At 66.4% G+C, this 12,306-nt stretch carries 14 protein-coding genes; 7 read left to right on the top strand and 7 right to left on the bottom strand.

Going from position 1 to position 12,306, the window contains the following annotated elements; all coding sequences use genetic code 11:
• Nucleotides 1-178: 178 nt before the first annotated feature.
• Together O3139_RS00675 and glpK are read right to left on the bottom strand one after the other, a co-directional pair.
• On the bottom strand, nucleotides 179-1,270 hold the full coding sequence (locus O3139_RS00675) for a phosphotransferase (RefSeq protein WP_269514973.1): 1,092 nt from the start codon (nucleotides 1,268-1,270) through the stop codon (nucleotides 179-181).
• Nucleotides 1,267-2,760, bottom strand: coding sequence for a glycerol kinase GlpK (gene glpK, locus O3139_RS00680; RefSeq protein WP_269514974.1), 1,494 nt, complete (start codon nucleotides 2,758-2,760; stop codon nucleotides 1,267-1,269). Before glpK ends, O3139_RS00675 begins: the two co-directional genes overlap by 4 nt.
• Before the next feature lie 44 nt (nucleotides 2,761-2,804).
• Here glpK and O3139_RS00685 point away from each other — a divergent pair, with 44 nt between their 5' ends.
• The 3 genes from O3139_RS00685 (at nucleotide 2,805) to O3139_RS00695 (ending at nucleotide 5,072) form a co-directional block, all read left to right on the top strand.
• Entirely contained in the window at nucleotides 2,805-3,809 is a 1,005-nt protein-coding gene (locus O3139_RS00685; protein WP_269514975.1) for a threonine ammonia-lyase, read from the top strand.
• Nucleotides 3,806-4,258 carry a MaoC family dehydratase gene (locus tag O3139_RS00690; RefSeq protein ID WP_269514976.1) on the top strand — a complete coding sequence of 151 codons (453 nt, stop codon included), beginning with the start codon at nucleotides 3,806-3,808 and terminating at the stop codon, nucleotides 4,256-4,258. The genes O3139_RS00685 and O3139_RS00690 overlap by 4 nt, the downstream gene beginning before the upstream one ends.
• Before the next feature lie 67 nt (nucleotides 4,259-4,325).
• Nucleotides 4,326-5,072 (top strand): DUF3800 domain-containing protein, encoded by a 747-nt coding sequence (locus O3139_RS00695; RefSeq protein WP_269514977.1) that lies wholly within the window; start codon nucleotides 4,326-4,328, stop codon nucleotides 5,070-5,072.
• 147 nt (nucleotides 5,073-5,219) lie between these two features.
• On the opposite strand, the gene O3139_RS00700 is transcribed toward O3139_RS00695, so the two are convergent.
• Nucleotides 5,220-6,155, bottom strand: coding sequence for a Gfo/Idh/MocA family protein (locus O3139_RS00700; protein WP_269514978.1), 936 nt, complete (start codon nucleotides 6,153-6,155; stop codon nucleotides 5,220-5,222).
• A 5-nt stretch (nucleotides 6,156-6,160) separates the two neighbouring features.
• Nucleotides 6,161-7,321: a DegT/DnrJ/EryC1/StrS family aminotransferase gene (locus tag O3139_RS00705; protein ID WP_269514979.1), complete on the bottom strand. Its 1,161-nt coding sequence runs from the start codon at nucleotides 7,319-7,321 to the stop codon at nucleotides 6,161-6,163.
• Nucleotides 7,322-7,477: 156 nt separating this feature from the next.
• Between O3139_RS00705 and O3139_RS00710 the strand changes: the two genes are divergently transcribed.
• Both O3139_RS00710 and O3139_RS00715 read left to right on the top strand, forming a co-directional pair.
• On the top strand, nucleotides 7,478-7,999 hold the full coding sequence (locus O3139_RS00710; RefSeq protein WP_269514980.1) for a D-glycero-alpha-D-manno-heptose-1,7-bisphosphate 7-phosphatase: 522 nt from the start codon (nucleotides 7,478-7,480) through the stop codon (nucleotides 7,997-7,999).
• Nucleotides 8,000-8,068: 69 nt separating this feature from the next.
• Nucleotides 8,069-8,950, top strand: a complete 882-nt coding sequence (locus tag O3139_RS00715; protein WP_269514981.1) for an alpha/beta fold hydrolase — start codon at nucleotides 8,069-8,071, stop codon at nucleotides 8,948-8,950.
• 8 nt (nucleotides 8,951-8,958) lie between these two features.
• Here the strand turns inward: O3139_RS00715 and O3139_RS00720 are convergent, their stop codons facing one another.
• Genes O3139_RS00720 through O3139_RS00730 form a run of 3 tightly spaced genes read right to left on the bottom strand, consistent with a single transcriptional unit; the run spans nucleotide 8,959 to nucleotide 11,594 of the window.
• Nucleotides 8,959-9,183, bottom strand: a complete 225-nt coding sequence (locus O3139_RS00720) for an alkylphosphonate utilization protein (protein WP_269514982.1) — start codon at nucleotides 9,181-9,183, stop codon at nucleotides 8,959-8,961.
• 7 nt (nucleotides 9,184-9,190) lie between these two features.
• Nucleotides 9,191-9,541 carry a hypothetical protein gene (locus O3139_RS00725; RefSeq protein ID WP_269514983.1) on the bottom strand — a complete coding sequence of 117 codons (351 nt, stop codon included), beginning with the start codon at nucleotides 9,539-9,541 and terminating at the stop codon, nucleotides 9,191-9,193.
• 4 nt (nucleotides 9,542-9,545) lie between these two features.
• Nucleotides 9,546-11,594, bottom strand: a complete 2,049-nt coding sequence (locus O3139_RS00730) for an NAD(+) synthase (protein ID WP_269514984.1) — start codon at nucleotides 11,592-11,594, stop codon at nucleotides 9,546-9,548.
• Nucleotides 11,595-11,664: 70 nt separating this feature from the next.
• Between O3139_RS00730 and O3139_RS00735 the strand changes: the two genes are divergently transcribed.
• A complete protein-coding gene (locus tag O3139_RS00735; RefSeq protein WP_269514985.1) occupies nucleotides 11,665-11,850 on the top strand; it encodes a type II toxin-antitoxin system HicA family toxin in 186 nt (61 codons plus the stop codon).
• A complete protein-coding gene (locus O3139_RS00740; protein ID WP_269514986.1) occupies nucleotides 11,850-12,281 on the top strand; it encodes a type II toxin-antitoxin system HicB family antitoxin in 432 nt (143 codons plus the stop codon). Before O3139_RS00735 ends, O3139_RS00740 begins: the two co-directional genes overlap by 1 nt.
• Nucleotides 12,282-12,306 lie beyond the last annotated feature (25 nt).

A 12,306-nucleotide genomic window follows, 5' to 3' on the forward strand; every position in this document is an offset into this window, starting at 1 on the left:
TTAAGGAAAGCACGCCAATGGCTGTTTCATCCGAAACACCCTCTGGAAGCCGGGCGCCTGATAGCATGGGCTTTTGCCGGTCGCAACCGACGGGGCGCGGGTCGGGGACCTGCTCGAAAGCCTCATTCACGCTTTAGCGTCGGACCCAGGCCGGGGGTCCAGCCCAAACGATCAGGCTTTATGCCCCCGCCTTCTTCGCAAAGCTCCAGGCCGCGGCGGCCAGGGGTTCGACCTGTGCGGCCATGGAGCGCGCCTGGGGAGAGGCGGCGGTGCCATCGCGCACCCGACCGGCGATGCCCTGGCAGATGGCGGCGAGGCGGAACAGGTTGTAGGCGAACAGCCAGTCCAGATGCGCGGGGGCTGCCGTCCCCGCCTGCTCGCAGTAGCGGGCGACCGTCTCCTCGACCGAGGGAATGCCCAGCGCCTCCAGATCGGCACCCCCCAGACCGTTTCGAAGTGTCGCAGGAATGGCCCAGCCGATCAGCAGATAGGACAGGTCCGCCAGCGGATCGCCCAGGGTCGACAGCTCCCAGTCCAGAACGGCCCGAACCTGCGCCGTGTCGGGAGCCATGATCAGATTGTCCAGCCGGAAGTCGCCGTGCACGATCCGCGTCGGCCCCTGTGGCGGCAGGTCCTGGGGCAGAAAGGCGATCAGCCGATCCATGTCGGCGATGGGGCCCGTTTCCGACGCCCGGTACTGTTTGGTCCAGCGCGCGGTCTGGCGCTCGAAATAGTTGCCGGGGCGGCCGTAGTCGCCCAGGCCGATGGCGTCCGGATCGAACCGGTGCAGCGCGGCCAGGGCATCGACCTGGGCTTGGTAGATCGCGCGTCGCTCCCCGGGCTCCATGCCGGGCAGCTTCAGATCCCACAGCACCCGGCCCTCGACTTTGGCCATGACATAGAACATCGAGCCGATCACGGTCTCGTCGACGCACAGCGCATGGGGCCGGGCCACCGGGTAACCCTGGGCATACAGGGCCGAGATGACGGTGAATTCGCGGTCGACGGCGTGGGCGCTGGGCAGCAGGGTGCCGGGCGGCTTGCGCCGCAGCACATAGGCGGCCCCGGGCGTGACCAGCTCATAGGTCGGATTGGACTGTCCGCCCTTGAACTGACGGATCGTCAGAGGCCCGGCATAGCCATCGACGTGGTCACCCATCCAGCGGTCCAGGGCCACCTCGTCCAGCCGGTATCGGGCATCGACCTCGCGGGTGCCGGAGAAGGTGGACTGGGCGTCTTCGATGGCGGCGGCGGTGTCGGTCTGGGTCATGCGGCGGCGATGATGGCGGCCTTCACCGCGCGACGCCAGCCCTCGAGCAGCCGGATGCGTTCGACCTCGTCCATGCGCGGTGTCCAGACGGCGGGAGCCTCGTCGTTGTGCGGGTCCAGACTGTCGATCAGCCCGGCGCCCCGCGCCGCCAGACGGGCCGCGCCCAGGGCCGTCATCTCCTGAAACGCCGGACGTTCGACCGGCACGCCGCAGATGTCGGCCACGAACTGCATGGCGAAGGCGTTGGCGGTGACGCCGCCGTCGACCTTCAGGACCTTCAACGGCGGGGCCCCGTCCTTTTCGAGCGCGTCCAGGAGGTCGCGCGTCTGATAGGCCAGGGCCTCCAGGGCCGCGCGGACGAAATGAGCCGGCCTAGCATCCCGCGTCAGGCCGATGATCGTCCCGCGCGCGTCCGGCTCCCACCAGGGCGCGCCCAGGCCCGTGAAGCCGGGCACCAGATAGACGCCGCCGTTGTCGGCCAGGGTCTGGGCCATGGCCTCCGACTGGCGACTGTCGGTGATCATACCGACCCCGTCCCGCAGCCACTGGATCGCCGACCCCGCCGAGAAGATCGATCCCTCCAGCGCATAGGCGACGGCCCCGCCGACCGAATAGCCCGGCGTACCCAGAAGGCGGCTGGACGAGGACACCGGTGCATCGCCGACATTGGCGACCAGGAAGGCCCCGGTGCCGTAGGTGATCTTGGCGTCGCCGGGCTTCAGCGCGCCGTGCCCGACCAGCGCCGCCTGCTGGTCACCCGCCGAGCCCGTGATCGGCAGGGCGCGGCCGAACAGGGCGGGGTCGCACGCGCCCATCGGCACGGCACAGCCGACGATGGGCGGCAGGGCGGCCTTCGGAACGTCGAACAGGTCGCACAGGTCGTCGCGCCACTGGAGGGTATGGAGGTCCATCAGCGAGGTGCGCGATGCATTTGTCGCGTCCGTGACGTGGCTGGCCCCGCCGGTCAGCTTCCAGATCAGCCACGATTCGATCGTGCCCAGCAGGACCTCGCCGCCGGCCGCCCGCCCGCGCGCGCCGGGCACGGCATCCAGCAGCCAGGCGAATTTGGTCGCGGAAAAATAGGGGTCGAGGATCAGGCCGGTCGCGGCCTGCACCCTCGCCTCATGGCCCTCGGCCGCCAGCAGGGTCGTGACCGCGGCCGTGCGGCGGTCCTGCCAGACGATGGCCCGGTGCAGGGGCTCGCCGGTCGTGGCGTCCCACAGGACAGAGGTCTCCCGCTGGTTGGTGATGCCGATGGCGGAGAAGCGCCCGACGCCCCCGGCCTTCCCGATCACCTCGCGACAGGTCTGGACCGTCGCGGTCCATATCTCGGCGGCGTCATGCTCGACCCAGCCGGACTTCGGGAAATGCTGGGCCAGTTCGATCTGGCTGACCGCGACCGGATGCAGGCCGTGATCGTCCCGGAGCTCGAAAGCGATGGCGCGGGTGGAGGTGGTGCCCTGGTCGATGGCGAGGATGCAGGTCGTCATGCCGCCACCTTACGCGCAGCACCGTCATCGGGTTAAGTGGGGCCATGACCGATCGCATCGCTTCGTATGAAGGCGTCCTGGACGCCGCCCGCCAGATCGCCCCGGCGGCCGTCCGCACGCCTCTGATCGAGAGCCCGGCGCTGAACGCACGGACGGGCGGGCGCATCCTGCTGAAGGCCGAGACGCTGCAGGTCGCCGGTGCGTTCAAGTTTCGTGGGGCCTACAACCGCATCAGCCGCCTGACAGCGACCGAGCTGGCCAGCGGCGTCGTCGCCTTCTCGTCCGGCAACCATGCCCAGGGGGTGGCGGCGGCGGCGAGGCTGATGGGCACGCGGGCGGTGATCGTGATGCCGGCCGACAGCCCCGCGATCAAGATCGAGGGCGTGAAGGCCTTCGGCGGCGAGGTCCGCCTCTATGACCGCTGGGCCGAAAGCCGGGAGGAGATCGGGGCGCAGGTGGCCCGGGAGCGAGGCTCCGTGCTCGTCCCCCCTTTCGACGACCCCTACGTCATCGAGGGTCAGGGCACGACGGCACTGGAACTGCTGGACCAGGCCGATGGCCCGATCGATCAGCTGATCTGCTGCTGTTCCGGCGGCGGGCTGATGGCGGGGATCAATCTGGTGCTGGAGGCACGGAGCCCCCGGACCCGCAGCTGGGCGGTGGAGCCCGAAGCCTTCGACGACACGGCCCGGTCGCTGGCGGCCGACGAGCGTGTCGGACATCCGAAGGGGCCGCCATCGATCTGCGACGCGCTGCAGACGCCGGTCCCCGGCGTCCTGACCTTTCCGATCAACCGGCGCGTCCTGACCGGGGCCGTCACCATCTCCGACCAGGACGCGGCCGACGCCGTGGCCTATGCCTTTCGCACCCTGAAGCTGGTGGTCGAGCCGGGGGGCGCGGCAGCGCTCGCCGCCGTACTGGCGGGCAAGGTCGAAACGACCGGTCTGACGACGGCGGTGATCCTTTCGGGCGGCAACATCGACCCCGGACTGTTCGCGCAAATTATAGAGGGTCGATTCCGGCCCGGGCCCCACGGAGACGCTTCATGACCAGAACATCCGACCTCCAATCCCTGATCGGCACCGAGATCGGCGTCTCGAAATGGATCCTGGTGGACCAGGCGCGGATCGACGCCTTCGCCGAGATCACCGAGGACCGGCAGTTCATCCACATCGATCCGGAAGCCGCCCGGGCCACGCCCTTCGGCGGCACCATCGCCCATGGCTTCCTGACCCTCAGCCTCGCCTCGGCCATGTCCTATGACGCGGTCAAGCCGCTGGAGGGCGTCGTGATGGGCGTCAACTACGGCTTCGACAAGCTGCGATTCCTTGCCCCCGTCCCGGCCGGATCGAAGGTCCGGGGCCGGTTCAAACTGCTGGGGGCCGAGGACAAGGGTGGCGGGCGCTGGCTGCTCAAACACGAACTGACCGTCGAGATCGAAGGGGCCGACAAGCCCGCGCTGATCGCCGAATGGCTGGGCATGCAGGTGGTGGGTTAGGCTTGAGCCCGCCAGTGAAGATTGCAAACCGAAGCTGAACGTTACCAAGGGGCTTCAAGTGTACCTGATGTACGTGGACGAGAGCGGTGACTCGGGGCTCCAGAATTCTCCGACTCGATACTTCGCGCTGTCGGGGCTTACCGTTCACGAAAGCAGATGGCGTGACCTGCTGGCTCATTTGGTAGCGTTCCGAAGGACAATGAAGGCCGTACATGGCCTACCGGTTCGGACCGAAATTCATGCGTCGGACTACATCCGAAGCCCTCCCGTTCTGGGGATGCAGAAACACGTCCGGCTCGCGATCATGCGTCAGCTATTGGATGAGCTGGCGAAACTCAACTACATCAGCTTTACCCATGTGGTTGTCGACAAGCAGGGCAAACCAGCAGGCTATGACGTCTTTGAAACTGCGTGGCAGGCTCTGTTTCAACGGTTCGACAATACCATCGGCTACGGAAACTTCCCTGGCGGTCATAAGTCCGACAAGGGCATGATCATATCGGATAGTACGGATGGTCGGCGTCTCACCCGATTGGTGCGGAGGATGGCTGTTCACAATCCCATCCCGAGCATGCAGGGTGGGCCAGCTAGAAATATCCCCATGCTACGAGTGATCGAAGACCCCCATAGCAAAGACTCGGTTGAGAGCTATTTCATACAAGCATGCGATGTAGTCGCTTACTTCCTTCAGCAGAAGTATGCTCCATGCAGCTACGTTCGCCGCAAAGGCGCGCAAACCTATTTCAACAGACTGCAACCGGTTCTCAACCGCCGAGCGAGCTACGCCAACGGGTTCGGTATTGTGATGCTGTAATTGGAAGGGGGAGGCAGCGCAAACTACCTCCCCGGTGCGGTCCTACTTCTAGGTTGTGCCCAGTTTCAGACTACGGAAAATCCTACCCCCAACTTGGCGAAAAGTCAAGAATCGCGGTTGACTCTTTAGCGGAATCGGCACGCCCGCCTACCCCTCCCCCAGGCACCTCAGCGCCACTTCGAGGTTGCGCAGCCCGTCCTCCCCCGTCACCGCAGGCGGCTCACCGGTGCGGATGGCGTGGGCGAAGCTTTCCAGCTCCTTCTTCAGCGGCTCGTTCGGCCAGCTGTTCACCGCGCGGGTCTGATAGCTGCCGTCCGGCTGCTGGCCGAAATACTCGGTCACCTGGCGGGTCATCAGGTCGGCGACGACAAACTTGCCCTGGGTCGCGACCTGCAGCGTGCGGACCTTGTAGGGCGTGACCCAGTTGGTGGTGATGTGGGCGATCACCCCATTGTCCATGCGGAACTGGAGCAGGGCCGTGTCCTCGCGCTCGGCGCGGGTGCGGGCCAGCTGCGGCTGGACCTCGGCGACCTCGGAGCCCGTCAGGTGGCGGATGATGTCGATGTCGTGCACCGCCAGGTCGATGACCACGCCGACCTCGCCCATGCGCGGCGGGAAGGGGCCGACGCGCGTGATCTGGATGGAGATCACCTTCTCGTCGGCGATGGCGCGCTTGACCGCCTCGACCGCCGGATTGAACCGCTCCACCTGACCGACCATCAGCACGCGGTCGTTCGCCCGGGCCGCGTCGATCATGCGCCGGGCATCGGCCACGGACGCTGCGATCGGCTTCTCCACAAGGACGTGGACGCCCTTTTCCAGCAGGGCGACCGACAGGTCGGCATGGGTGCGGTTGGGGGTGGAGACCACGGCCGCGTCCAGCCCGGCGTCAACGAAGGCCTGGGCCGTCGTGACGGGGGTCGCGCCATACAGGCCGGCGACGCCCTCCGCCGTCAGCGCGTCCATATCGAAGATGGTGGTCACATCGAAGTCGCGGATATCGGACAGGACCCGCGCATGGTTGCGGCCCATGACGCCGACGCCGGCGACGCCGACCTTCAGGGGGACGGGATGGTTCGGCATGAGGCTCAACCCTTGTAGCTGGCGACGGCGGCGACGATCCGGTCCTGGGTCGCCTCGTCGAGGTCGGAGTGCATCGGCAGGCTGATGACCGTTTCCTTTTTGGCCTCGGTCACGGGCAGACCCTGCGGGCCGCGCGGGTGATGCTCATAGGCCGGCTGCAGATGGCACGGGATGGGATAGTAGACCGCCGAGGGCACGCCCTGGTCCTTCAGATGGGCGGCCAGGCCGTCCCGGTCCGGATGCTCGATCGTGTACTGGGCCCAGTTGGAGACGTTGCCGGCCGGCACGAAGGGCACGGCGGTGACATGGGGGGCCAGCAGCTCATTGTAGCGGGCCGCAATGCGGTTCCGCCATTCGATCTCCTCGGGGAAGACCTTCAGCTTCTCGATCAGGACGGCGGCCTGGACCGTGTCCAGCCGCGAATTCATGCCGACCCGCATGTTCAGATATTTGGTGTCGTGCTCGAAGGTCCGGCCCACCAGGTCCTTGGCCACCGCCTTGCCGTGCACGCGGTAGGAATCCATCTCCTGGGCCAGGTCGTCGTCATGGGTCAGTACCGCCCCGCCATCGCCGTAGCAGCCCAGCGGCTTGGCCGGGAAGAAGCTGGCCGTGGTCACATCAGCCCACTTCAGCGGATGGTCGCCGTTGATCGTGCAGCCGAAACCCTGGGCCGAATCCGAGATCAGCTTCAGACCGTGTTTGTCGCAGATCGCCCGGATCGCCGGATAGTCGGCCGGCTGGCCGAACAGGTCGACGGCGATGACGACCTTTGGCCGCAGCTTCCCTTCGGCGATCGTCGCCTCGATCGCGGCCTCCAGATGGCCGGGATCCATGTTGTAGGTCCTGGCGTCGATGTCGATGAAGACCGGCGTCGCGCCCAGCCAGGGCACGACCTCGGCGGTGGCGCAGAAGGTGAAGCTGGGCACGAACACCGCGTCGCCCGGCCGGATGTTCCAGGCCATCAGCGGCAGGACCAGCGCCTCGGTCCCGTTGGCGCAGCCCAGGGCGTGTTTCGCCTGGCCGAAGGTCGCCAGCGCCGCTTCGAACTCGCGCACGGGTGGGCCCATGACATAGGCCCCGCTCTCGACGGCGGCCATCATGGCGGCCTCGATCCTGCCGCCCAGACGGCGGCGCTGGGCCTGAAGGTCGATGAAGGCGATGCTCATGGGGATTGCCTCTTTGCGGACGGCCCGGCCGTCGAAGGTGGGCGCGGTCTAGCCCGTGTCGGTCCCCAACGCCAAACACGCCCGGGTCACTTCACGTTGCGCCTTGCAACGGTCGCTCCTATCCAGAGACCCGTCAGCATCCGGAGCCGCCTCGCCTTGACCGAACCCCAGCCCGGCGCCCCCGCGGTCTTTCTGGACCGCGACGGCGTCCTGATCGAGGACAGTGGCTATCCGCATCTGGACGAGCATCTGGTCCTGATCCCCGGCGCCGCCGAGGCGGTGCGTCGGCTGAACGGCCTGGGCTATATGGCGGTGATCGTGACCAACCAGTCCGGCGTCGCGCGCGGCCTGTTCGACGAGGCCCGGATGAACCGGTTCAACGACGGGCTCGTCCGGTCCCTGGCCGGCAAGGGGGCCCGGATCGGCGCCGTCTATGCCTGCCCGTTCCATGCCGAGGCGCAGGATCCCCGCTACCGGCACCCGGACCACCCGGACCGCAAGCCCAATCCCGGCATGATCCTGCGCGCGATCGCCGATCACCACATCGATCCGGCGCGGTCGTTCCTGATCGGCGACCGACAGAGCGACCTGGAGGCGGCCCGCCGGGCCGGTGTGCCGGGGTTCCTGTTCGAGGGCGGCAATCTGGATCAATTCGTCCGCGATCTGCTGGGCGGCTGATCGCAATTCCACGTCCGATGAAATACTGTCGCCCCGACGCGGGGGCGTCGCTGCCAGGAAGACGAACCCATGCCCGATCCGACCGGCTTTTCCGAACGTCGCTGGACCTCATCCGACGGGCTCAGCCTGTTCGCGCGGGACTATCCGGGCGCCGATGGTCCGGCCAGGCTGCCGGTGATCGCCATCCACGGCCTGACCCGCAACAGCGCCGATTTCGATGCCATCGCGCCCCTGATCGCGCGGGGCGGGCGACGGGTTCTGGCGCTGGACGTCCGGGGCCGGGGACGCTCGGACCGCGCCACCGATCCCATGACCTATCAGCCGCCGGTCTATGCGAACGATGTGCTGGCCCTGCTCGAACAGGCGGGTCTGGAGCGCGCTGTCTTCCTGGGCACCTCCATGGGCGGGCTGATCACCATGGCGCTGGCCGCGATGAAGACCCGCGTGGTCGCCGCCGCCATCCTGAACGACATCGGCCCCCAGGTGTCGCCCGAAGGTCTGGCCCGGATCGCCGCCTATTCCGGCCAGCCGGTCGAGACCCCGACCTGGGCCGCCGCCGCCGCCTATGCAAAGCGGATCAACGCCGTCGCCCTGCCGCACTACTCAGACGCCGACTGGGACGCCTTCGCGCGAAGGACGTTCCGCGAGGGGACCGAAGGGTCGCCGGTCCTTGACTACGATCCCGACATCGCCGCACCGATCCGGGCGGCGGGCGCCAGGGCCCTGGCCCCGAACCTGTGGCCATACTTCCGTCGGCTGGCCAGGAAGCGTCCCACCCTGCTGATCAGGGGCGCGACCTCGGACCTGCTGGGAGCCGACATCGCGGCCCGCATGCAGAAGGCCGCGCCGGACATGGCCTATGCGGAGGTTCCCGGCGTCGGCCACGCGCCCATGCTGGACGAGCCCGAGGCCAGGTCCGCGATCTTCGAATTCCTGCGGGATATTCCCTGAGGTCTGTCTCAGGCCTTCCGGACGAACTCGGTTTTCAGCACCAGCCCGCGCACCTTCTCGACATTGGCCTCGATCTCGTCGGTGTCGTCGGTCAGGCGGATGTTCCGGACCATCGTGCCCCGTTTCAACGTCACCCCGCCCGAGCCCTTGACCTTCAGGTCCTTGATCAGGGTCACGCTGTCGCCGTCGGACAGGACGTTGCCGTTTGAGTCTTTTGTGGGCGTGTCGGTCATCTGCGACTCAGTCCTCAACAATGCTATGGCTTTCGACCACGCGATTGGCGTTCAGCTCGATGAGCAGCCACTCATGGTCGATTCCGATGCCAGAATCCGGTCCGAGGACATAGACCATCTCGCTCTTTGGCCATTTGTCGGTTGTCGTCGGCGTGCCCAACAAATTCAGAATCGCATCTTCGCCTTGACCTTCCACCGGATGTTTCCGCAGCAGGTCACCAACCATGTCGGCGCGCGTTCGTGTCGTGAGGTCCGCGCTTTTCCAGCGCGAGGAGTCGAATGGCTCGTCATGTCGAGCGACGCAGCCGGCCAGACATAGCAGGCCAACCCCCATCACGGTTGTGAAATGAGGGCGCAAGCTTTCAGTCCGGGACATTGGCGTCCAGCTCGTCCAGCCAGACCCGCGCGTTTCCGTCCGACGGCGCGCGCCAGTCGCCGCGGGGCGACAGGGAGCCGCCGGTGACGACCTTGGGCCCGTTGGGCAGGGCCGAGCGCTTGAACTGGCTGGTCTGGAAGAAGCGGATCAGGAATTTGCGCAGCCAGGCCTTGATGGTCGGCAGGTCACAGGCGATCCGTTCGGCATCAGGGGTGTTCGCGGGCCAGTGGCCGCGTGTGGCATCGCCCCAGGCCTGATGGGCCAGAAAGGCGACCTTCGACGGGCTCATGCCGTAGCGGGTGATGTGGAACAGGAAGAAGTCGTTCAGCGCATAGGGGCCGACCGTAGCCTCCGTCGACTGGATCTGTCCGTCGGCACCCGCCGGAACCAGTTCGGGAGAAATTTCGGTATCCAGAATGGCATGCAGGACGTCGGAGGCCCCACCCTCCGGTTCGCGCTCGGCGACCCAGCGGATCAGGTGGCGGATCAGGGTCTTCGCCACGCCGCCGTTGACGTTGTAGTGGCTCATATGGTCGCCGACGCCATAGGTGGCCCAGCCCAGGGCCAGTTCCGACAGGTCGCCGGTCCCCAGCACGAAGGCCCGGTTCTGGTTGGCCAGCCGGAACAGATAGTCGGTCCTCAGCCCCGCCTGGACGTTCTCGAAGGTGATGTCGTGGACGGGCTGGCCGTCCGCATAGGGGTGGTGGATGTCGGCCAGCATCCGCTCCGCAGCGGGGCGGATATCGATCTCCTGCCCCGTCACGCCCAGCGCCGTCATCAGGGCCCAGGCATTGGACTTCGTCCCGTCCGAGGTGGCGAAGCCGGGCAGGGTGAAGCCCAGGATGTTGGTCCGCGGCAGCGTCAGCTGGTCGAAGGCGCGACAGGCGACCAGCAGGGCCTGGGTCGAATCCAGACCCCCTGACACGCCGATGCAGAGCTTTTCCGCTCCGGTCGCGGTCATCCGCCGCATCAGGCCCTGGACCTGGATGTTGAAGGCCTCGAAACAGTCCTGGTCCAGACGGGCAGGATCATCGGGGACGAAGGGGAAGCGGTCCAGCGGGCGGCGTAATCCTCCCCCGCCGGGAGAGGGACTGGTCCGGAAGCCCAGCCGGATATAGCCCTCCTCGTCCAGCTCCCGCCGGGCGCAGTCGGCGAAGGTGCCGTTGCGCAGCCGGTCCTGGCCGATCCGCTCGATGTCGACGTCGGCGATGGTCAGATGGCTTTCCAGTGCGAACCGTTCGCCGGACGCCAGTTTCGCCCCCAGTTCGTGGATCGTCGACTGACCGTCCCAGGCCAGGTCGGTGGTGCTCTCGCCCCAGCCGGAGGCGGTGAAGACATAGGCCGACAGGGTCCGCGCCGACTGGCTGGAACACAGCATGGCCCGCTCGTCCGCCTTGCCGATGACGATGTTGGAGGCCGACAGGTTCAACAGGATGCGCGCGCCCGCCAGCGCCTGACGCGTCGAGGGCGGCACGGGGGCCCAGAAGTCCTCGCAGAGCTCGATGCCGACGACGAAGCCCGGCCGGTCGTCGGCCTCGAACAAAAGCCGGGTGCCGATCCAGCTGTCCTGACCGCCGATCCGGATCGTTTCGGCCCCGATGTCGTCGCCGGACGAGAACCAGCGCTTCTCATAGTATTCGCGGTAGTTCGGCAGATAGGTCTTGGGCACGACGCCCGTGACCTCGCCGCCCGCCAGCACGACGGCGGCGTTCAGCAGGCGATCGCCATGCCGCACCGGCGCGCCGATCACGGCAACGAGGCCCGCCTCGCCCGCCATCCGGGCCAGTTCGCCGATCTGGCCATCGACCGCGTCCAGCAGCGCCGCCTGCATGTGCAGGTCGTCGATGGCGTAGCCGCTCAAGCTCAGCTCCGGGAAGACGATCAGGTCGCAACCCGCTTCGCCCGCCTGACGGATCAGGGCCGCGTGTTCCTGCGCATTCGCCACCGGGTCGGCGATATGGACCACCGGCGTCGCCGCCGCGACCCGGACGAAGCCATGGGTGCGACCGCAAAAGAAAGGGTGGGTCTCGGGCATTTCCAGATCCAATCGAGACGAACTCCACATTTATGTGGACTTACACATTTCTGTGTAACATTGTATGCGAATGAACAGCAAGGAACTTAAGAAATGGCTGTCCGCACAGGGCGCGACATTTCATTCGCACAAGGGCGGTTCCGGCCATCTCACCGTGCGTCTTAACGGTCGGGTCAGTCAGCTGCCAATGCACGGTGGCGGAAAGGAACTCGGCAAGGGCCTTGTTCAGAAAATCAAGAAGGATCTTGGACTCTGATGGCGCACTATCCACTCACTCTCACTGAAGATGGAGACAGCTTTCTGGTGACTTCACCGGATTTGCCGGAAGTGACCAGTTTTGGAGAGACGCGCGACGCGGCCATCATGAACGGAACCAATGCGGTGCTTGAGGCCATTGCTGCGCGCATCGCATCTGGCGAAACAGTGCCTGCCGGTCGAGTTTTGATGGCACCGGGTCAGGCTGTAGCCCGGGTGAGTTTTAACGTTGAAGCCAAGGTTCATTTGCATAACGCCATGCTGCATGAATCCGTCAACGTCGAAGACCTGTCTCGACGTATGGGTGCCGCATCCCGGACCACGGTGGATCGCCTGCTTGACATTGATCATGTCTCGAAAACCGATCAGATAACGGCTGCCTTCAATGCGTTGGGCTATGACACAATGATTGAGGCCCGTCGCAGGGCCTGAGTTCAGGGGGAGTGACGCCCCCACA

The organism is Brevundimonas subvibrioides, from assembly GCF_027271155.1.
Classification (GTDB): Bacteria; Pseudomonadota; Alphaproteobacteria; order Caulobacterales; family Caulobacteraceae; genus Brevundimonas; species Brevundimonas subvibrioides_D.